Here is a 21914-nt window from a genome sequence, read left to right as displayed (position 1 = left end):
ATGAGAAATAAAGAAAAGGGAGGATTGACCGTTTTTATTCTTGGTCTTATTATCGGTGGAATATTATTCGGCTCTCTTGCTTTTTTTATTACAAATTTAAGAATGGACAGAATGATAGAAGAGAAAATAAGTAGTGGAAATACAACCATTATTCAAAAGGGAACATCTTCTCCTTCTGCTAAGCTTAAGACAAGTACTACAGAAAAAGTCGTGCAGAGTGTAACACCTGCTGTTGTGGGCATTGAAACTACGGCGGTGAGCAAAGACATGTTTAACAGAGAGAGCGAAAGCAGCGGTGTTGGAACAGGATTTATTGTTGATACAAACGGTATTATAGTTACAAATCAGCATGTTGTAAGTGATAACCCCAAAAATATAAATGTTACATTAAAAGATGGTACAAGTTATGATGCAAAAGTTATATACGCATCAACGACAGTTGATTTGGCTGTTATTAAAATTGATGCAAAGAATTTACCTGTGATAAACTTTGGAGACAGTGAAAAAATAAACATAGGGCAAACGGCTATCGCTATAGGTAATCCTATGGGGCTTACCTTTGAAAGAACTGTCACGCAGGGAATAGTAAGTGCACTTAACAGAAGTATTGCGGTCGATACAAATACCATAGCAGAAGATTTAATTCAAACCGATGCTTCCATAAATGCTGGAAACAGCGGCGGACCTCTTCTTAACTTGGCAGGAGAGGTTATCGGAATCAATACTTATAAAATTCAATCGGGAGAGGGGCTTGGTTTTGCCATTCCTATTAACATAGTAAAACCGATCATTAAGCAAATAAAAGAAGAAGGTTCTTTTACTCCTGCTGTTATAGGCATTGAAGGTGTAGATAAAGAAATTGCAAGATATTATACTGGTAACGAAAAATTAAACATTGATAAGGGTATTTTGATTGTAGGTGTTGTTGACGGTTCAGGGGCGGATATTACAGGAATAGAAGAAGAAGATATAATAACAAAAATTAACGGAGTTGAAGTAAATACAATGCTTAAGTTTCGAGAGCAACTTTATTATCATAAACCCGGGGACAAAGTTAAAGTTACGTATGAGAGAGGCGGAAAAGAAAATACAGTGCAAGTTACTTTAAATAAATCGTCAAAATAAAAAGGCAGTAAATACTGTCTTTTTATTTTGATAAATATTTATGTAAAATTAAAGGTACATTTAATGTTTATACTATATAATAAAATAAAAAAGGAGAAAAATGGAAACGGGTAAGTTGAAAAAATATTTTGATAAATATTTTAAGTGGGTTGCAGTATTTTTGTTTGTTTTATTATTTTTTTATCTTTGTATAGAACTTACAGAAAATGAATTGTCGGACTTTGATTTTTTTGTTTATAATTCCGTTGCTCAATTTATTTCTCCTAATATGACTAAAATATTTAGATTTATAACCAGGTTTGGCTCTTTGGAGGTTATACTTCCGTTGTGTATACTTGTGTTGTTATTTTTAAGAAATAAGAACAAGATAATATTGATGATTGTCAATATGCTGAGTATTGTGACTATAAATCAAGGTCTTAAAATGCTTTTTGCAAGACCCCGTCCTGCCGTTGTTAGACTTGCGGAAGCGAGTGGTTTCAGTTTCCCAAGCGGGCATACAATGTGCTCTTTAGCCTTTTATGGCTTTTTATTATATCTTTTATTAAAAAGTGACTATACTCCTGTGCTTAAGTGGATTGGCAGTATATGTATATGTTTTTTAATATTTTTTATTGGTATAAGCAGAATATATTTGGGCGTTCATTATTGTACGGACGTTGTCGCAGGATTTAGTATTTCCATTGCTTATTTGATTATATTTACGGATATTGTAAACAAAATTGTTTATAAAAATAATAAAATGAATTAAGAACGCAAAGCGTTCTTTTTATTTGGTGAGAATTTCTTATTGGATGTTAGTATATTCATATTCTTCCCACTGTTGTGTATATATACTTTTTTATTTATATTTGATATAATATGTCATAAAAGGGGATAAAAATGAACTTAAGACTTGACGATTTACAAATAAAAAACTACTTTATATATCAGGATACGGACACTTTTTGTTTTGGAGTGGATGCTGTACTTCTTGCAAATTTTGCTATAAAATATATAAATAAAAATGATAATTATATTGATTTATGTACAGGCAGCGGGGTTATTCCCATTCTTATATATGCAAAAAAAGGGAATGAAAATATTAAAGCAGTTGAAATAGATAGTGAAATGTGTGGAGTAATAAAAAAATCGCTGGATTACAATAAAATTGACAATATAGAAATAATAAATGAAGATATTAAGCAGTTAGATAAAAGTTTATATAATAAGTTTGACAGTCTGTCGGTTAACCCTCCCTATTATAAAGTAAACAGCGGAGAAGTGAGTATAAACGATAAAAAGAGTTATGCAAGACATGAGATACTTTGTGATTTTGAAGATGTTGTAAAAATTTCGTCAAAGTTACTGAAAGATAAAGGTAAGTTTTTTTTAGTGCACAGAACAAGCAGGTTCGAAGAAATAATGTTGACTTTAAACAAATATAACTTCGCCGTAAAAGATATTATGTTTATATATCCAAAGAAAGGGAAAAACTCAAATTTATTCTTATTAAAAGCAGTAAAAAACGGTAAATACGGAGTTAATATTTTACCTTCGATGGTTATGTACGATGAGAACAATAAATATACGAAAGAGTTTTTGAGGTATTACTATGAAGATAGAACGAATAAATAATGATTTGATACTTAGCGATATGGATCACTTTAATTTAAAAAAGACATTTGAATGCGGGCAATGTTTTAGATGGGATGAGGTCGGAAAAGATGAATTTATAGGTGTTGTCGATGGGAAAGTGATTCATATAAAAGAAGAAGACGGAGTTTTTACTTTTTATGATACCGATAAGGAATATTTTGACAGTTTTTTAATGGAATATTTTGATTTTAGTTTGGATTATAATGAGATAGATAAGAAAATAAGTACTGACGATCATATAAAAAAATGTATCGAGTATGGTAAGGGAATAAGGATTTTAAAACAGGATTTATTTGAAACGATTATTTCTTTTATAATATCCGCTAACAACAATATTCCAAGGATAAAAAAAATTATCGGTGCAATTTGTGAAAAATACGGAAATGAAATTGATTATAAAGGGAACAAATATTATTCTTTTCCTACTTATGAAGATTTGAAGGATGTTACCAAAGAAGAATTTCATGAGTTAAAGATGGGTTTTAGAGATAAATATCTTGTGGATGCGATACATAAAATTAACAGCGGAGAGATTGATTTGGATAAGTTAACTAATATGCCGACTTTGGAAGCAAAAAAAGAACTTATGAAAATTAAAGGAGTGGGTGAAAAAGTATCGGATTGTATACTTTTATTTTCCTTAAAAAGGCTGGAACTTTGCCCTATGGATGTTTGGGTTAAAAGAATATTTGAAAATAGATACGGACTTAGTGATTTGACATTCGAAAACGGATTTAACCTTGCAAAAAGTAACTGGGGAGAATATGCGGGAATCGCTCAGCAGTATTTGTTTTATTATGAAAGAGAAACCGCAGGGGATAAATAGTATATGAAGAAAGAGTTATTGATATTTGATTTTGACGGAACTTTGGTTGATTCTCTTCCTCTTTGGCAGAAGGTAGATGATATATTTTTTAATGAAAGAAGAGGGATTCAGTATTCTCCCGAAGATATAGATTTCAGACCCATGAGTATAGAAGAGGCTGCACAGGCTGCAAAAGACGTATATCATGTAAAAGACAGTATAGAAAGCATAATGCAAGAATGGATTGACATAGTAAACGAACTTTACTTGACTCAGAACATATTAAGAGAAGGGGTAAAGGATGTTATAGCGCAGGCAAAGGAAAAGGGGTATAAGATTGCAATAGGAACAAATAACACCATAGAGCTTATAAACAGTTTTCTTGATAAGGAAGATTTACACGGTGTTTTTGATTTTATTCTTACCGCAAAAGATGTAAAACGAAGTAAACCTGCTCCTGATATATTTTTAGAAATTGCAAGGGCATTAGAAATATCTCCCGAAAAGTGTATAGTTGTTGAAGATTCCCTTTCCGGTACAATGGCAGGAAAAGCAGCGGGTATGTTTACATATACTATAAAGGAAGAAGAAAGTATTGAGCATAAGGCTGAAATTTTACAAATTACGGATAAGTATATAGAGTCTCTCAGAGAAATAGAATTATAAATATTATTCTTAATATTTATAATTTTGACAAAGGAGAATGAATATGATATAGTAATACAACGTAAGGGAGTAATCAGCGTGAAGGCGTAATAAAGTCAACATATTGGAAAGAAATTCCTGGCTTTATTTTAAATGATGAGACTTATCTGTTTTCGGATAGGTCTCTTTTTTTATCTTAGTAATGAAAGGAAAATTTAAATAATGAGTTTATGGGAACTGTTCATTATCGCAGTTGGTTTATCGATGGATGCTTTTGCCGTTTCTGTTTGTAAGGGGCTTTCCACAAGAAATTTAAAAAACAAAAATTATCTCACTGTTGGGATATATTTTGGAGGATTTCAGGCTTTGATGCCTTTTCTAGGGTACTACCTCGGATATTATTTTAAAGACTTAATAACTGAATTTGATCATTGGATAGCCTTTGTGCTTCTTGGGTTTATTGGTATAAGTATGATATTAGAATCTAGAAAAGATGAAAATTTAAATGCATTGTTTGACTTTAAAACAATGCTTACTTTGGCAATTGCAACCAGTATTGATGCTTTGGCTATAGGTATTACTTTTGCATTTTTAGATGTAAGTATCTTTATGGCAATTACTTTAATTGGCTGTACGACTTTTGTTTTGTCTATGATAGGATTAAAAGTTGGCAATATTTTCGGAAAGAAATATAAACAAAGAGCAGAGTTTTTTGGGGGATTAATTCTTATTGGCATGGGGATTAAAATTTTACTTGAACACCTTGGGATTTTATAAAATCAGACTGTATTTAATATTTACATATATAAATATTTGTATCAAAATAAAAACACTCTATATATAATAGAGTGTTTTGTTTTTATATTGCTTGTGCAATTAAGTCTCCCATTTGTCTTGTGCCGACTTCTTTTGTTCCCTCACTTACGATATCAGGAGTTCTATATCCCATATCGAGAACTTTTGTTACGGCATTTTCGATTGCACTTGCTTCTTCTTCAAGATTAAATGTATATCTTAGCATCATTGCCATTGAAAGAATTGTGGCAATAGGGTTTGCCATATTCTTACCCGCAATATCCGGGGCTGAGCCATGGATTGGTTCATACATACCGAAAGAATTTTTTCCGAGGCTTGCTGATGGAAGCATGCCGATAGAACCTGTGATTTGACTTGCTTCGTCTGATAAGATGTCGCCAAACATATTTGATGTTACGATAACGTCAAATTGTTTAGGATTTCTTACAAGTTGCATAGCGGCATTGTCGACATACATATGTGTAACTTCAACTTCCGGATAGTCTTTGCTCATTTCTGTTAAGATTTTTCTCCAAAGTCTGCTGCTTTCAAGTACGTTTGCTTTATCAATACTTGCAAGTTTTTTGTTTCTTGCCATTGCTGTTTCAAATGCAATTTTACCTATTCTTCTTATTTCCATTTCTGAATAGCTTTCTGTGTCGTAAGCTTCGTTTCCGTATTTGCCTTCTCTGTATCCTCTTTCGCCAAAGTAGATACCTCCTGTAAGTTCTCGCACAACCATAATATCTAAGCTGTCACCGATAATTTCTTTCTTTATCGGGCAAGCATCGCTTAGAGCTTTGTGAATGATTGCGGGTCTAAGATTTGCATATAGCCCCAAGGCTTCTCTTATACCAAGTAATGCTTTTTCAGGTCTTTGATCTCCAGGAAGGTTATCCCATTTAGGACCTCCCACAGCACCCAAAATAACGCTGTCAGAGTTTTTGCAAAGCTGAACTGTTTCTTTTGGCAGACATTCACCGCAGTTGTCGATTGCGTCTCCGCCTGCTCTTACATATGCAAACTTGAATGTATGAGAATATTTTTCTCCTATTTTATTTAGTACCTTTACAGCTTCGGCTGTTACTTCAGGACCTATTCCGTCACCTTTTATTACCGCTAAATTAAATTCCATGTTATTCTCCGATCTTTTCCTTTGTATATTCTACAAGTCCTCCTGCTTTCATGATTTTTTGCATGAATTCAGGGAAAGGCTGAGCCTTATATTCTTTGTTTGTCGTTAAGTTTGAAATAATACCCGTATTAAAATCAACTTTTACTTCATCGCCGGCTTTTATATCGTTTGCCGCTTCCTCGCATTCAAGAATAGGTAGTCCGATATTTATTGCGTTGCGATAGAAGATTCTTGCAAATGTTGATGCGATAACACAAGATACTCCTGCACATTTAATTGCAAGAGGAGCATGTTCTCTACTTGAACCACAACCAAAGTTTTTAGTTGCAACGATTATGTCACCTTTATGCATTTTGCTTACAAAGTCTTTATCTATATCAATCATACAATATTTTGCAAGTTCATCTCCGCTTGATACATTTAAGTATCTTGCAGGGATTATTACGTCTGTATCTACATTATCACCGTATTTGAATACTTTTCCTTGTGCTTCCATTAAAAATCTTCCTCCATTACTTTTTCTGGATCAATAATATATCCGGCAACTGCTGATGCTGCTGCAACGGCTGGACTTGATAAGTAAACTTCACTGTCTACATGTCCCATTCTTCCTACGAAGTTTCTGTTTGTTGTTGAAATTGCTTTTTCTCCTGCAGCCAAGATACCCATATGTCCTCCAAGGCATGGTCCACATGTTGGAGTAGAAACAATTGCTCCTGCTTTTATTATATCTTCAACATATCCGAGTTTTATACTGTCAAGATAAATTTGCTGAGTGGCAGGGATAACTATTGTTCTTACTTTTTTGTTTACTTTTCTGCCTCTTAAAATATCAGCAGCCATTTTAATATCTTCAAGTCTTCCGTTTGTACAAGAACCGATAACTGCTTGATCTACATATACTTTTTCTTCTGCTGCTTCATCTACTGTTTTTGTATTTTCAGGAAGATGAGGATAAGAAACTGTAGGTCTAAGCTTACTTAAGTCGATTTCTATAACTTGTTCATATTCAGCATCTTCATCAGCTTCAAATACTTCAAAAGGTTTTGTTGAATGTGCTTTTGCATATTCGATTGTTTTTTCATCAACAGGGAATATACCGTTTTTTGCACCTGCTTCTATAGCCATATTAGCCATTGAGAATCTGTCATCCATAGATAAATATTTAATACCATCTCCAACAAATTCCATTGATTTGTATAAAGCACCGTCAACACCGATTTTACCAATAATATGTAATATAATGTCTTTACCGCTTATCCATTTTGCAGGTTTGTTTTTTAGTACAAATTTAATTGCTTCCGGAACTTTGAACCATGCTTCACCTGTTGCCATACCTATTGCCATATCTGTACTTCCAACACCTGTTGAAAAAGCTCCAAGAGCTCCATATGTACAAGTATGAGAGTCTGCTCCGATTATAACTTCTCCAGGAACTACTATTCCTTTTTCAGGTAAAAGTGCATGTTCGATACCCATATCACCTACATCAAAGAAGTTTTTAACATTCATATCCCAAGCAAAATTTCTACAGCTTTTGCATTGTTCAGCTGCTTTGATGTCTTTGTTTGGTGTGAAGTGGTCAAGTACGATTGCTACTTTGTTTTCATCAAATACTTTCTTTGCACCAGTTTTTTTGAATTCTTTTAAAGCAACTGCAGTTGTAATGTCGTTACCCATTACTATGTCAAGTTTTGCTTCAATTAATTGCCCTGCAACAACGCTGTCTAGTCCTGCGTGTTTTGCAAGGATTTTTTGTGTCATTGTCATTCCCATAATAAATATCTCTCCTTAATTTCTACTTAACAATTTTATTTGCAACACTTACTACGGCATAGAATGAAGATAATGTTATATTACTTGATACTCCGGCTCCGTAGTACATTTTGTGGTTATGTCCTTCGATTTGAATATAAGAAATGGCTCTTGCATTTGTACCGTATTCCATAGAGTGTTCTCTATAATCGGTTACTTCCATTTCAATGTTAAATTCATTTTCAAGAGCATGGGTGAATGCATCTATAATACCATTTCCGACACCACTTATTTCTCTTTCTTCGCCTTTATATTCAATTATAGCTTTGATAGAAACTTCTTCGTCGTGGTCTTTAGTTGTTTCTTTATATTTTATAAGTTTAATAGGATTTTCGTTGTTGATGTATTCTTTTTTGAATATATCAAATATAACTTCCGGTGCAAGGTCACTATGATGTTTATCTGATACTTTTGTTGTAACTTTGCTGAAATCTTTTTGGAATTCTTTAGGAAGATATAATCCATAATTTTGTTCAAGTACGAATGCAACCCCGCCTTTACCAGACTGTGAATTGATACGTACGATTGGGTCGTATGTACCTCCAACGTCTTTTGGGTCGATTGGAAGATAAGGAACTTCCCATATTGTTTGTTTTCTTTCTTCTCTTTTGTTCATTCCTTTTCTTATTGCATCTTGGTGTGAGCCTGAGAATGCAGTGAATACCAAAGAGCCAACGTAAGGATGTCTTGGGTTTATTTCCATTCTTGTAAGTCTTTCGTACATATCCCCAAGTTCTCTTATTTTTGAAAAGTCAAGTTTAGGGTCTATTCCTTGAGAGAACATATTCATTGCAACAACCATAATGTCACAGTTACCCGTTCTTTCTCCGTTTCCGAAAAGTGTTCCTTCGACTCTGTCTGCTCCTGCCATTAAAGCAAGTTCTGTTGCGGCAACTCCCGTTCCTCTGTCGTTGTGAGCATGAAGGCTTAATACAACGTCTTCGCGGTGATGAAGTCTTTCTGAACAATATTCTATTTGGTCTGCATAAACATTGGCAGTTGCCATTTCAACAGTTGATGGAAGATTTATTATAATTTTATTGTTTACTTTTCCATGCCATACATCTATTACTGCATTACAGATTTCAACTGCATAATCCATTTCTGTTCCTGTATAGCTTTCAGGAGAATATTCAAAAGTAAAATCTGTTTCGGGATATTTTTTCATCTCTTCCAAGAACTTCTTAGCGCCCTTAACTGCAATTTCTGTTACTTCTTCTTTGGTTGCATTGAAAACAACATCTCTTTGAAGCACTGAAGTAGAGTTGTAAAGATGTACGATTGCTCTTTTTGCACCTTTGATGGAAGCAAAAGTTTTTTCTATAATTTCGTCTCTTGATTGTGTAAGAACTTGAATGTTTACGTCATCGGGGATCATATCTTTTTCGATTAATGTTCTTACAAATTCAAATTCGGTGTCACTTGCAGCCGGGAAACTTACTTCGATTTCTTTAAATCCTATTTCCACAAGTTTGTTATAAAATTCGATTTTTTCATTCAAACTCATAGGAATTTCCAAGGCTTGGTTTCCGTCTCTCAAATCAACACTACACCATATTGGTGCTTGTTCTATAACTTTATCCGGCCATTTTCTATCTTTTTTATTCATTATTGGATAGGGTTTGTACTTTTCAAAATTTTTCATTTTATTTTACCTCTTTATAAATTTATGAACGTACCTTATTTAAAAATAACACATTTGATGGGTTGGAAAATCAGGGAAAATAAAAAACCTTTCATCTCTAAATAAGAGACGAAAGGTATAATTTCCGCGGTACCACTCTAATTTATTCTTTGGTAAATAAGAATACACTCATTAAAGATACGGGCGATGTATGCCGATATCCCGTCACTGTAACGGGTGACAGCCGTTTCCACTTACTCTCAAAAGATTTCGGTAAACCACTCTGAGGCGAGTTCGGTTTCTGTTAAGTACTGTTTTACACCAACCAACAGCTCTCTGCGACTTTTTAAAAAACTTACTATTCCTCTTCTTTGTGTTTAAAGGTATTAAGTTCATATTGATATAAATCTATCACAAGAAATATTGATTGTCAATAATATTTAGAAAATTCTTTCATTTTTAGATGTATTTTAAGTTTATTATATTTATAACGTTTAGAGTGTTGAATTTATAAAAATATTTGAAAAATTTTATGTGAATGATATTATGTTTTGTAATGTAGAACAATAAAAAAAACACCTCAAAAGGTGTTTAAATTTCTTTTTTTGAAAAAGATGTTTTTACTTGAACATGGTCAATTTTACCAAGTCTTCCCGTAAAAGCATTTATTGTATCAGCTTTACCGATTACAGCAATAGATATGATTGATACATTTTCTCTGTCTAATGGTATTCCCATTCTTCCTCTTATAATATCTTTATAACTGCTTATTACCTCGTTTACTTCTTTTTGTACTTTTTTAGGTTCATCTAGAACCAGACTTATTACCGCTATTCTCATTTTTAACTCCTTTATATACAATTTCTTATAAATTCTTTGATTATTTTTATACTGGTTTCTTCTTTTTTATAATTAAGTTCAGGATGCCACTGAAGTCCCCAAATGAATTTTTTATCATTCATATAAACGGCTTCAATTAATCCGTCTTTTGATATTGCCATAGGTTTTAATTCTTTTGCCAAATCTTTTATAGCCTGGTGGTGATAACTGTTTACGTCTATTTCATCCTTTTTCAAAAGATTATATAGGGGAGAAGGGTTTATTATATCCACTTTATGAAAGTTTATGTCATAAGGTGGCTTTTGTACGTGATTGACCCCTTTTTGCGTCTCAAGATCCTGATATAAACTTCCTCCCAAGATGACGTTTATTAATTGTAGTCCTCTGCAAACGGCAAGTGTCGGTTTATCTTTTTTTATTATTCTATTAAATAATATTGTTTCCATTTCGTCACGTTTAAAACATATGTTGTGACATTTATCGGATTTTTCTTCGTTATACAGTTTTGGATTTACGTCATGTCCTCCCGTTAAAAGAAATCCGTCGCATAGATTAATCAGACTTTCTATTGTTTCTTCATTTGTTGTAAGCGGAAGCATGACAGGTATTGCTCCGCATTGTTCAATACACAGCATATATCCTGGTATCATCCAGTAACTTTCTTTGTATTCATCAAACAGTGGAATTATTCCTATAGTCGGTTTTTTCATTTTAGTATCCCTTTCTTGTTTTGAAAAATGTTCTTTTTGATAAGTAAATATACCAAAGGGTTAAGTTAATATTATAATTTCTCACATTTATTATGTTTATAAAAATTTTAAATGAAGTTATATGTTTTGGTGCTTTTAATGATTGATAATTATTTCTTTTAACTAAATAAATTATTTGCATTAATTATATCATAAATTTTGATTTACCGAAGTTTATGTTTATCTATTTATATTATAAATTATGAAATATTGTATCGCCAAATGTTAAAGTATGTTTTATTCAAAACATTGTTGATATTAGGAAGTCATAAATATAAGTTTAAAAATGGGTACATAAAATGTATTTTACTTCAAATAATAAAAATATGAAAAAGCAGGTGTTTATAAGTGTTGTTTTTGTTGTTTTTGTTATATTTTTTTCCGTTAACTATAAAACGGAAACCAATAATCGTACTTTTATGATATATATGAATGGCTCTGATTTGGAAAGTGAAAATAAAGTGGCAAGCAAAGATTTAAAGGAAATATGCAAAAGTAATCTGTCTGAGAATACAACGGTTCTTATTTATACGGGAGGGACCAAAAATTGGCACAATAAAGATATAGACAGTGAAAGGAATCAAATATTTGAAGTTAAAAACGGTAGATTGAAATTGTTAAAGTCGCTGGGAAAGAAGAGTATGGGGAGTAGTGAAACCTTATCTGAGTTTGTGGATTATTCCATGAACAACAGAAAAAGTGATGAAAATATATTGATATTTTGGAATCACGGGGGTGGGGCAATATCCGGATTTGGGAAAGACGAAAACTTTAATAATGATACTCTTGTTTTGAGTGAAATTGAAATAGGTATAAAAAAAGGATTGGGAAAATCCGGGGATAAAATAGATATGGTAGTTTTTGACGCATGCTTGATGTCTTCTTTTGAAACCGCCTATTCTCTAAGAAACTATTGTGATTATATGGTTGCCAGTGAAGAGCTTGTTCCTGGATATGGTTTTGATTATAAAAAAATCATTGATAGAAGTTTGCATATGGACATAAAAAGACTCGGCAAATTTTTTGTGGACAGCTTTTATAAAGAAAGTGAAAGAAAAGGTAAAGATAAAATCATAACTATGTCGTTACTTGATTTAAAAGAGATTGAAAATTTATATAATAATTTTATGGAGAGGCTTTCTTATGTAGGGGGTTATTATAATTTTGACAGTTTAAAAGAGAAAGTTTCCCTTGGACCTGTGTTTGGGGGGAGAACTAAAGAAGAAGGATTCAGTAATATGGTTGATTTTTATTCTTTATCTTTAAGTATTTTCGGTGAAAAAGATATAGGTGCTATAAAAGAAGATTTGAATGATGTTGTTGTTTACACGAGAAATGGTTATCTTAACAGGGAAGCTTGTGGTTTATCAATATTTTTTCCACTAAATTATAACGATAAAACTCTTTATGAATTAAATTTATATAATTATATTAGTATGAACAGTAATTACTATAAATTTTTAGAGTCATATAAGTATTTTGAGAGAAATAAAAAACATGAGGATATATATAAAGTCAAAAATGTAAAAAATAAAAATATTATCTACGAGATTATTAAAGATAAAAAAGAGGATAAAAAAAATAATAGAATTTTTTATTTAAACGGTAATATCTTGAGTGTTTATAAAATAGCCTCGGTAAATAATTTGGATATTTATACTGCTCCAATTATTTTAAATGGAAAAGAAGCAAGCTTGCGGTTTTGTGTTAATAAATTAAAGGGAAATACTCAGATAATCGGAACAGTATCGGCAAGGGGGAAATTAAATATTTCGGAAGAGAAAATATTGGATTTGCATGAAAACGATATTTTGAAAATAATAAATTATGAAATTATGGATGATGGTGAAATTAAAAGGGTATTGTCAGATGAAATTAAAGTAACGGGAGAAACTTCAGTATTACAAATGTAATTAAAAATATGAAAAATTTTCATATTTTTTATCAAAAACTATAATGTTTTTTTTCATAATATAGTATAATAAAATTCGGTAAAGATTTGACTAATATTTTAAATAATTTATATAAAAGGAGAAGAAAAAGTGAAAAAGATAGCGGTTTTAACAAGCGGCGGTGATGCGCCCGGTATGAACGCTGCGATAAGAGCGGTTGTGCGTGCCGGTTTATATTATGGTTTTGAAGTTTATGGTGTGTATCAAGGTTATAAAGGATTAATCGAAGATAATATCGAAAAAATGGATGCTTATTCGGTTTCGGATAAAATTCAAAGAGGGGGTACTTTCCTTCGTTCTGCAAGATGTTTGGAAATGAAAACAGATGAAGGTTTAAACAAGGCAGTTAATACTCTTCATAAACATGGAATAGAAGGTCTTGTGGTTATCGGTGGAGACGGCTCGTACAGAGGAGCTCAAAAACTCAGCAGAGCTGGTATAAATGTTATAGGTATTCCGGGTACAATAGATAATGATATTTCATGTACAGAATATTCTATCGGGTTTGATACTGCTGTAAATACGGCAGTTGATGCGATAAATAAGATAAGAGACACATCTTCTTCTCACAACAGGGTTAATGTTGTTGAAGTTATGGGAAGAAACAGTGGTTTTATAGCTTTATATGCCGGTATTGCCGCAGGAGCCGAAGCGATTCTTATTCCTGAAAAAGAGCTTAATTTGGATGTTGTATGTGAAAGAATAAAAAAAGGATTCAGCTCAGGTAAATATTATGGATTGGTTATTCTTGCCGAAGGAGTTGGACATTACGATGAATTTTGTGATGTTATAGAAAAATATTCGGGAGTAACTACAAGAGGAACAAACTTAGGATATATTCAAAGAGGTGGATCTCCTTCTGCATTTGACAGAATGCTTGCAAGCAAAATGGGCGCTATGGCAGTAGAATGTTTAAAAGAAGGAAAGACAAACAGATGTATGTGTTATCAGCATGGAAGATTCTTGGATATGGAAATAGAAGAAGCATTGTCTATGCCTTATAACATTGATGAAGAAGCTAAGAGAATTGCAGAAATGCTTGCAATATAATATAGATTATTGATTAGGAGATAACGTAAATTATGAAAAAGACAAAAATCGTATGTACCATAGGTCCTGCGAGTGAAGATAAGAAGATTTTAACGCATCTTGTAGCATCAGGGATGAATGTTGCAAGACTTAATTTCTCACATGGAGATTATGAAGAGCATCAAGGCAGAATTGACACAATAAAAGAGATAAGACAAAAATTAAATCAACCTATAGCTATTTTGCTTGATACAAAAGGTCCTGAAATCAGAACTAAAACCTTTAAAGACGGAGGAGTGTTCTTAAAAGAAGGAAATATGTTTACCTTAACGGTAGGTGACGAACCCGGGGACGAAACAAAGTGCGCCACTACTTATGACCATTTGGCTGAAGAACTTAAAAGAGGCGATGTTGTTCTTATCGATGACGGTTTGATCAAATTAACGGTAAGGGAAATCAAAGGTAAAGATGTTGTTTTAAGAGTTGACAACGGTGGTCCTGTTAAGAATCATAAGAGTATAAATATCCCCGGTGTTAACATCAAACTTCCGGCTCTTACAGAAAAGGATACGAATGATTTACTTTTCGGAATAAAGAATGATATTGATTTTGTTGCTGCTTCATTTATAAGAAGTAAGGAAGATGTATTTGCCATAAGAGAAGTTCTTAATAATAACGGTGGTGAAGACATTCATATAATTTCAAAAATCGAAAACAGACAAGGTGTTGACAATATAGATGAAATTATCGAAGCCAGCGACGGTATTATGGTTGCGAGAGGGGATCTTGGTGTTGAGATACCTGCCGAAGAAGTTCCTATCGTGCAAAAAGATATTATCAAAAAATGTAACTATGTGGGTAAGCCTGTTATTACCGCAACGCAAATGCTTGACAGTATGATTAACAATCCAAGAGCAACAAGAGCGGAAGTAACGGATGTATTTAATGCTATATTTGACGGTACCGATGCGATAATGCTTTCAGGAGAAACTGCTGCGGGTAAATATCCTATAGAAGCAGTACAGACTATGGGTATTATTGCCGAATCAGCAGAAAGCAAGCTTGCCAGTGATTTTAGAACAAGAAGTAAATATATCAATGATAAGAGCATGACAAGTGCGGTAAGTTTGTCAACAGTACAAATTGCAGACTCTCTTAATGCAAAAGCAATACTTACACCTACAAGCTCAGGATATACTGCAAGAAGAATATCAAAATATAGACCTAACTGTGATATTGTTGCATATACCGATAAAGAATATGTTCAAAGAAGATTATCTCTTGTATGGGGTGTTGAGGCTTATAAGATAGATGTATTTTCTGATGTTGAACTACTTTATAAAACAGCAATAGAAAGTGCCAAAGAGCATTTCCATGTACAGGATGGAGATATGGTAGTAATAACGGCAGGTATTCCTCTTGGAGTAAAAGGCACAACGAATTCAATAAGAATAGAAACCGTAGGAGAGAATGTTTTGAAAGGTGCCGGTATTATCAGTGGAAGAGTAAGAAATAATTTAAGATTTTACAGTGATGCGTTAAATGATTTTAAAGAAGGCGAAATTTTAGCGCTTACAAAATATGACAACAAGGCCATGAGTTTGATTGAAAAAGCAGGTGGAGTTGTATACAGTGAAAAAGCTTTTACAAATGAAGTGGTAATGACCTTAAGAGGACTAAATATTCCGGTTTTAACGGGTGTTGAATCTTTTGAAGGTTATGAAGATAAGGAGAAAGTTGCCCTTGATGCAACGAGAGGAATTTTATATAAATTAAAATAGTTGTTTAAAACAATAAAATGTATGGGAGCCGGCAATGAAAACAAGATTGGAAAACGGTAAAATATTTAAATTTTTGGTGGATTTATTTTTTATGACTGTTGCATGCATAATTATGTCATTTGCTTTTGCGGCATTTTGTATACCAAATGATATAGCACCGGGAGGGTTTTCAGGGCTGGCTACCGTTTTATATTCATTTACGGGAGCACCTGTCGGTGCTGTTTCTTTTATTATGTGTATTCCCTTGTTTATTATATTGTATAAAGATATGGGTGTAATTAATTTTTTCAAAACCTTATACGGAACATTTGTGTTTTCTTTTTTTATGGATATAATGACAGGGAAATTTAATTTTACAAACGATTTATTGCTTGCATCTCTTTTCGGAGGGATTGTATTCGGTGTAGGTGCAGGACTTCTTTTTAAGTTTAAAGGAACTACCGGAGGAACCGAATTGCTTGCACTTCTTTTACAAAGAAAGTTTTCGCATGTTTCAATGGGAAATTTGATATTGTTTTTTGACGGAATTGTTGTTTTGATAGCTGGGATAGCGTTTAGAAATTTTGAGATTATGGTTTATTCCGGTATTCATATTTTCGTTGCAACAAAAGTTATAGATTTTATTCAAGAAGGTATGAGCTATACAAAAGCATTTTATATATTTACTTCAGATCCTGTGGGTATAAAAAATGCTGTGTATGAAAATTTGGACAGAGGTGTAACTTTTTTAAAGGCAAAAGGCGGGTTTACAAATGAGGATAAGGATATTTTGTTTTGTGTGGTAAGCAGGATGGAAGTTGCTATGCTAAAAGAAATTATTTCCGATATAGACAAAGATGCCTTTGTTATATTGGCGGATGTCAGTGAAGTTCTCGGGGAGGGCTTTAAAGGAGTAAATGAAGAGTAAGATGAAAGAAATAACTATAGATAAAGAATATATGGATATGCGTCTTGACAGATTTATAGGGAAAGTTACGCTTCTCTCTAAGGCGGATATTCAAAAACTCCTAAGAAAGAAAGTAATTAAAGTTAACGGAAAGAAAAAGGAAGGTAACTACAGAATTAAGCAAGATGATGTAGTTCGATTTTACATTTCCGATGATTTGTTTAAAGAAAATGATATAAAAAAAGTTGATATCAGTGGTCTTGATATTATATTTGAAGATGAAAATATAATTATTTTAAACAAAAAAGCAGGTATATTATCACAAGGAAACGGTAGTGATAAAAGAGATTTGGCAAGTATGCTTGTAAGTTATTTAAATTCCTCTTCCACGGGTATTGTTACCAGATTGGATTTGAATACGAGTGGTATTGTAATCGGAGGGAAAAACAGAAGATCTCTTATGCTTCTTAATGAGATGTCGAGAGAAAGCCTTATAGATAAAAGATATTTAACATTGGTAAAGGGTGATTTTACCGACGAGGGTGTAATTACTCATTATGGAGTGAAAGATCAAAAAGGAAATAAGTTGATTTTAAGTAAATCGAAAGTAAAGGGAGCATTTGAAGTGAGTGCTTTTTTTAAAATCATAAAAAAATTTAAAGGCTATACGTTACTTGAAGTGAAACTTATTACTGGTAAAACACATCAAATACGTTCGCAATTAAATACTATGGGATACAGTGTTGTCGGAGACAGAAAATACAACGACCATAGAGAAGATGATTCTTTTGATAAATTTAATTTAAAAAGACAGTTTCTCCATTGTTATAAAGTTACTTTGAATGCAAAGGATAATTTTATAACTAAAGATATGACTTTTTACAGTAAACTTCCAAAGGATTTGGACTCGGTTATTAATATATTAAATCATATTTAATGTTTGACATTACTTTAAAATTTGAGTAAAGAAGTTTATTCGGATTTTAGTTTTAAGAGGTGCATCATGAAATCATTACATATTAGATTTAGCAGGAATAATATAATATTAATCACAGCTTTTTTTGTTATTGCAATATTGATTTTTTGTTTTCTTAATCAAGATAAATCAATACTTGTTCCAGTAGAGAAAAAGATTGAGGCAGATAGGGGGATTGATGCGAGTTCATTGGTAATGTTAACCAAAGAGAATGAAAATAAATATACTGTTAAACCATTGAAAGATTATGTTGATTTTACATCTCTTGGTAAAACTAAAGTAGAATATATGGTAACGAACAAAGAGAATAATGTTAAAGAAAAGATTTCGGTGGAATTTGATGTTGTTGATACAACTCCTCCTGATATTAAAGATATAGAAGTTATAGGGGTGCCGTATAAAAGTAAGTTTAATATAGATACATATGTAAAGGTTACTGATAATCTCGATGGGGAAATTCCAAAGGAAAAGATCAAAATAGAAGGCAATGTAGATACTTCCAAGATAGGTAAATATAATATTGAAGTATCTGCTTCAGACAGTGTTGGTAATAAAACAGAAAAGAAATTAACCATTTCTGTTGTCAGAGCATATGCAAGGGCCGATGAAATGGGATCGCTCACGGGAAAGTGGATTAATAAAGAAAAAGATTTGATTTTAAGTTTTTATGACGGTTATGGAAGAGCCTGTTATTCAATAGGGAAACATGGTGATTCTATAGATTACAGTGGTTATGTAAGTGAAATAAACAATAGCCAAGATGAAACTGTATTGCTTTTAAGTTATAATGCTGCCGACTGGCAGAATCATGAAAAGCCGGATTATGTTTTTTCAAATATGATAACGGAAAAAAGAGGCAATAAGCTTACTGTTAAAAGTTTTATGGATTATAAGAATATAGAATTCAGTTTTGCGGGAAGTAACTGGGAAGAAGTTAACAGTAATTACTTTAAATAAAAAAGACCTTTAAAAGGTCTTTTTTATTTTGATTATAGTCCCAAAGTATCGTCATTTAAGAAAAATACTTTAATTCTATCTTTATTTTTTTGATATCCGGTCAAAGTGTAGAAAATACATATTTTGTCATCGCTCTTACAGTTAGCACATCTTCCCAGTTCTCTGCAAGGAGTTTTCATATCAAGTCTTTCACAGTTCATAGGACCGGTTTGTTCTTTTACTCTGTCAATTGCAGTATCTATACTTGATACGATTTTATTTGGGCTTGCTATAATTACTATATGTTCAGGTCCGTAAATTAAAGCCGAAACTCTATTTCCTGTTCCGTCAACATTATATAATTCGCCGTTTATGGTTATTGCATTGGAACTCATAAAATAGTAGTCAACAAAATTTGCTTCCATTGCGATTTTTCTGGCTTCTTCTTTTGAATCAGCTTTTTTCTTTCTGTCTTTAAAGTCATAACTTTGAATAAGTTCACTTAAGCCTTCTACTTGTTTGATAGTATAACTACCTCCCATTGCAGTTGTTGAACCTTTAGGAATAAGTTCTTTAACCGTATTTAAGAGTTCGTCTTTACTATCAAATAATCTTGCGTCAATATTGTTTTTCTTTAAAGCTTTAATTGTTGTTAGAATTTTCTTTTCATTAATTTTTTTTATACTGTCTTTGTAATCCATTTTATTTATCTCCTAAAATTATTCTTCGTCCAAAGCTTCTTCATCTTGTGAAGGTACTTTTGCGATAGTGGAAATTCTGACATCTTCGTCGAGTTTCATTACCTTAACGCCTGATGTGCTTCTTCCCATTTGAGATATATCACTGGTGTCTATTCTTATAACCGTTCCGTCTATGCTTATCATCATTATGTCGTGTTTTTCTTTGTCTATTACGCACATTCCGGAAAGTTCTCCTGTTTTTTTGGTGATTTTATAATTAAGAACACCTTTACCGGCTCTTCCTTGGGTAGGATAAAGATTTGTTTTGGTAAGTTTTCCGTATCCGTTTTCCGTTACCGAAAGTACATATGAATTATCAAAAGCAATATCCATACCTATTACGTAGTCATCTTCTTTTAAATTAATTCCCTTTACTCCTCTTGAAACCCTTCCTATAGGTCTTACGTCTGACTCATTGAATTTTATTGCAAGTCCTTTATGAGTCCCGAGAATTATATCTTGACTTCCGTCTGTAAGAGCAACTTCGATGAGTTCATCATCTTCTGCCAAGTTTATTGCCACAATGCCGTTCTTTCTCGAAGAATCGTATTCCGTCAAGCTTGTCTTTTTAAATATACCATTTCTTGTTGCCATTACTAGGTATTCATCTTCTTTGAATTCTTTTATAGGTATAACAGCGGTTATTTTTTCACCCGGGTCAAGGGCAAGAAGGTTTACTATAGCAGTTCCTTTTGCGATTCTTGATGCATCGGGAAGTTCGTAGCCTTTTAGTCTGTATACTTTACCTTTGTTGGTAAAGAACATTATATAATGATGAGTTGTTGTAAAGAAAAGGTGTTTTACAAAATCATTTTCTCTTGTTGAAAGGGCTGTAACGCCTTTTCCTCCTCTTCTTTGTGCTTTATATGTATTTGCAGGAAGTCTTTTTACATATCCGACATGAGTTATTGTAACGACTATGTCTTCTTCTTCTATAAGGTCTTCCATATCAAAATCTTCATCGTCATTTTCGAATGAAGTTCTTCTTTCATCGTTATATTTTTCTTTGATTTCAAGAAGTTCTTCTTTGATAATATTCATTACCAATTCTTCGCTTGCAAGTACACTTTCCAAATATTCTATCGTTTTTAAAAGTTCGGCATATTCGTTTTCAAGCTTTTCTCTTTCAAGTCCTTGAAGTCTTCTAAGTCTCATATCGACAATCGCTTTTGCCTGAATATCTGAAAGTTCAAATCTTTCCATCAACTTTTCTTCAGCATCGTTGTAACTTGCTCTGATAATTTTGATGATTTCATCTATGTTGTCAAGAGCTATCAAAAGTCCTTCAACTATATGAGCTCTTGCTTTGGCTTTCTTTAAATCATATTCTGTTCTTCTGATAATTATTTCTTTTTGATGATTTAAATAGTGAACCAAAATTTCTTTCAGATTTAATATTTTAGGTTGGTTGTCTACAAGTGCAAGCATTATTACACCGAAAGTATCTTGTAGTTGAGTATATTTGTAAAGTTGATTTAATATTATAGATGCGTTGATATCTTTTCTTAAATCAATTGCAACTCTTATACCGTTTCTGTCGGATTCGTCTCTTATATCTGATATTCCCACTACCTTTTTGTCTCTTACCAAGTCTGCTATTTTTTCAACTAGTTTTGCTTTGTTTACCATATAAGGAATTTCGGTTATAACTATTCTCTGTCTGGTTCTGCTTATTTCCTCTATATGTGTTCTGGATCTTAATTTTATTCTTCCTCTTCCTGTTGTATATGCATTGTATACTCCGGATTTTCCCATTATTATTCCTCCGGTAGGGAAGTCAGGACCTTTAACGTATTTGATTAATTCGCTTATTTCTATATTTTCGTTTTCTATAAGGGCTATTATAGCATCTATAACTTCACCGAGGTTATGTGGTGGTATATTTGTTGCCATACCTACTGCGATACCGTTTGAACCGTTAACCAATAAGTTTGGAAATCTACTAGGTAAAACTACTGGTTCTTTTAACGTTTCGTCAAAGTTTGGAGAATAATCTACAGTTTCTTTGCTTATATCTCTAAGCATTTCTCCTGTCAGTTTGGTCATCTTTGCTTCTGTGTAACGCATTGCAGCCTGGCTGTCTCCGTCAATAGAGCCGAAGTTACCATGCCCGTCAACTAAAGGATATCTTGTTGAAAAATCCTGTGCAAGTCTAACCATTGCATCGTATATTGCAGTATCTCCGTGAGGGTGATATTTACCCATTGTATCCCCAACTATTCTGGCGCTTTTTCTGTATGCTTTGTCATGGGCAAGATTTAACTCCGCCATTGAATAGAGGATTCTTCTGTGCACCGGTTTAAGTCCGTCTCTTACATCGGGAAGGGCTCTTCCTACGATTACGCTCATCGCATAATCGATATAAGAGGTTTTCATTTCTTCGACTATGTCACGATCTTCGATTTTTCCGTGAATCGTTTGAATTTCTTCTTTTTTGGCCATC

At 32.8% G+C, this 21914-nt stretch carries 20 protein-coding genes and 1 other annotated feature; of the genes, 12 read left to right on the top strand and 8 right to left on the bottom strand.

Annotation, left to right across the window (positions count from 1 at the left end):
* From QZ357_RS06565 to QZ357_RS06540, 6 genes are all read left to right on the top strand, one after another.
* Positions 1 to 1125: a trypsin-like peptidase domain-containing protein gene (locus tag QZ357_RS06565; protein ID WP_290773465.1), complete on the top strand. Its 1125-nt coding sequence runs from the start codon at positions 1 to 3 to the stop codon at positions 1123 to 1125.
* A 100-nt stretch (positions 1126 to 1225) separates the two neighbouring features.
* Positions 1226 to 1876, top strand: a complete 651-nt coding sequence (locus tag QZ357_RS06560; protein ID WP_290773462.1) for a phosphatase PAP2 family protein — start codon at positions 1226 to 1228, stop codon at positions 1874 to 1876.
* A 131-nt stretch (positions 1877 to 2007) separates the two neighbouring features.
* Positions 2008 to 2742: a methyltransferase gene (locus tag QZ357_RS06555; RefSeq protein WP_290773460.1), complete on the top strand. Its 735-nt coding sequence runs from the start codon at positions 2008 to 2010 to the stop codon at positions 2740 to 2742.
* Positions 2720 to 3589, top strand: a complete 870-nt coding sequence (locus QZ357_RS06550; RefSeq protein ID WP_290773458.1) for a DNA glycosylase — start codon at positions 2720 to 2722, stop codon at positions 3587 to 3589. The genes QZ357_RS06555 and QZ357_RS06550 overlap by 23 nt, the downstream gene beginning before the upstream one ends.
* Positions 3590 to 3592: 3 nt before the next feature.
* Entirely contained in the window at positions 3593 to 4234 is a 642-nt protein-coding gene (locus QZ357_RS06545) for an HAD family phosphatase (protein WP_290773455.1), read from the top strand.
* A gap of 201 nt (positions 4235 to 4435) precedes the next feature.
* Positions 4436 to 4990, top strand: coding sequence for a manganese efflux pump MntP family protein (locus QZ357_RS06540; RefSeq protein ID WP_290773452.1), 555 nt, complete (start codon positions 4436 to 4438; stop codon positions 4988 to 4990).
* Positions 4991 to 5072: 82 nt separating this feature from the next.
* Here the strand turns inward: QZ357_RS06540 and leuB are convergent, their stop codons facing one another.
* The 6 genes from leuB to QZ357_RS06510 all read right to left on the bottom strand — a co-directional run bounded on the left by leuB (position 5073) and on the right by QZ357_RS06510 (position 11132).
* On the bottom strand, positions 5073 to 6143 hold the full coding sequence (leuB, locus tag QZ357_RS06535; RefSeq protein WP_290773449.1) for a 3-isopropylmalate dehydrogenase: 1071 nt from the start codon (positions 6141 to 6143) through the stop codon (positions 5073 to 5075).
* 1 nt (position 6144) lies between these two features.
* The gene (leuD, locus tag QZ357_RS06530; RefSeq protein WP_290773446.1) at positions 6145 to 6639 is read right to left on the bottom strand and encodes a 3-isopropylmalate dehydratase small subunit; all 495 of its coding nucleotides are present in this window, start codon (positions 6637 to 6639) and stop codon (positions 6145 to 6147) included.
* Positions 6639 to 7919 (bottom strand): 3-isopropylmalate dehydratase large subunit, encoded by a 1281-nt coding sequence (gene leuC, locus QZ357_RS06525; protein ID WP_290773443.1) that lies wholly within the window; start codon positions 7917 to 7919, stop codon positions 6639 to 6641. The genes leuD and leuC overlap by 1 nt, the downstream gene beginning before the upstream one ends.
* Positions 7920 to 7941: 22 nt before the next feature.
* A complete protein-coding gene (leuA, locus tag QZ357_RS06520; RefSeq protein WP_290773440.1) occupies positions 7942 to 9603 on the bottom strand; it encodes a 2-isopropylmalate synthase in 1662 nt (553 codons plus the stop codon).
* A gap of 101 nt (positions 9604 to 9704) precedes the next feature.
* Positions 9705 to 9963 (bottom strand) — a binding site (T-box leader).
* 210 nt (positions 9964 to 10173) lie between these two features.
* Positions 10174 to 10422 carry a TM1266 family iron-only hydrogenase system putative regulator gene (locus QZ357_RS06515; RefSeq protein WP_290773438.1) on the bottom strand — a complete coding sequence of 83 codons (249 nt, stop codon included), beginning with the start codon at positions 10420 to 10422 and terminating at the stop codon, positions 10174 to 10176.
* Positions 10423 to 10433: 11 nt separating this feature from the next.
* A complete protein-coding gene (locus QZ357_RS06510; protein ID WP_290773435.1) occupies positions 10434 to 11132 on the bottom strand; it encodes a gamma-glutamyl-gamma-aminobutyrate hydrolase family protein in 699 nt (232 codons plus the stop codon).
* Positions 11133 to 11470: 338 nt separating this feature from the next.
* On the opposite strand from QZ357_RS06510, the gene QZ357_RS06505 reads away from it, so the two are divergent.
* The 6 genes from QZ357_RS06505 to QZ357_RS06480 all read left to right on the top strand — a co-directional run bounded on the left by QZ357_RS06505 (position 11471) and on the right by QZ357_RS06480 (position 18752).
* The gene (locus QZ357_RS06505) at positions 11471 to 13084 is read left to right on the top strand and encodes a clostripain-related cysteine peptidase (RefSeq protein WP_290773432.1); all 1614 of its coding nucleotides are present in this window, start codon (positions 11471 to 11473) and stop codon (positions 13082 to 13084) included.
* Positions 13085 to 13213: 129 nt separating this feature from the next.
* Positions 13214 to 14173 (top strand): 6-phosphofructokinase, encoded by a 960-nt coding sequence (gene pfkA / locus QZ357_RS06500; RefSeq protein WP_290773429.1) that lies wholly within the window; start codon positions 13214 to 13216, stop codon positions 14171 to 14173.
* A gap of 32 nt (positions 14174 to 14205) precedes the next feature.
* Complete coding sequence (gene pyk, locus QZ357_RS06495; RefSeq protein WP_290773427.1) at positions 14206 to 15933, top strand: pyruvate kinase; 1728 nt, start codon at positions 14206 to 14208, stop codon at positions 15931 to 15933.
* Between the two features lie 34 nt (positions 15934 to 15967).
* Positions 15968 to 16840, top strand: a complete 873-nt coding sequence (locus QZ357_RS06490; protein ID WP_290773424.1) for a YitT family protein — start codon at positions 15968 to 15970, stop codon at positions 16838 to 16840.
* The gene (locus QZ357_RS06485) at positions 16830 to 17756 is read left to right on the top strand and encodes an RluA family pseudouridine synthase (RefSeq protein ID WP_290773421.1); all 927 of its coding nucleotides are present in this window, start codon (positions 16830 to 16832) and stop codon (positions 17754 to 17756) included. Before QZ357_RS06490 ends, QZ357_RS06485 begins: the two co-directional genes overlap by 11 nt.
* A 66-nt stretch (positions 17757 to 17822) precedes the next feature.
* Positions 17823 to 18752, top strand: coding sequence for an immunoglobulin-like domain-containing protein (locus QZ357_RS06480; protein WP_290773418.1), 930 nt, complete (start codon positions 17823 to 17825; stop codon positions 18750 to 18752).
* Positions 18753 to 18784: 32 nt separating this feature from the next.
* On the opposite strand, the gene QZ357_RS06475 is transcribed toward QZ357_RS06480, so the two are convergent.
* On the bottom strand, positions 18785 to 19432 hold the full coding sequence (locus QZ357_RS06475; protein WP_290773415.1) for a lactate utilization protein: 648 nt from the start codon (positions 19430 to 19432) through the stop codon (positions 18785 to 18787).
* A gap of 18 nt (positions 19433 to 19450) precedes the next feature.
* Complete coding sequence (gyrA, locus tag QZ357_RS06470; RefSeq protein WP_290773412.1) at positions 19451 to 21913, bottom strand: DNA gyrase subunit A; 2463 nt, start codon at positions 21911 to 21913, stop codon at positions 19451 to 19453.
* Position 21914: the final 1 nt, after the last annotated feature.

It is taken from the genome of Anaerofustis sp. (assembly GCF_019420015.1).
Taxonomy (GTDB): Bacteria; Bacillota; Clostridia; order Eubacteriales; family Anaerofustaceae; genus Anaerofustis.
Note: the sequence above shows the minus strand (reverse complement) of the source record. Positions and strands in the feature narration are given on the sequence as shown.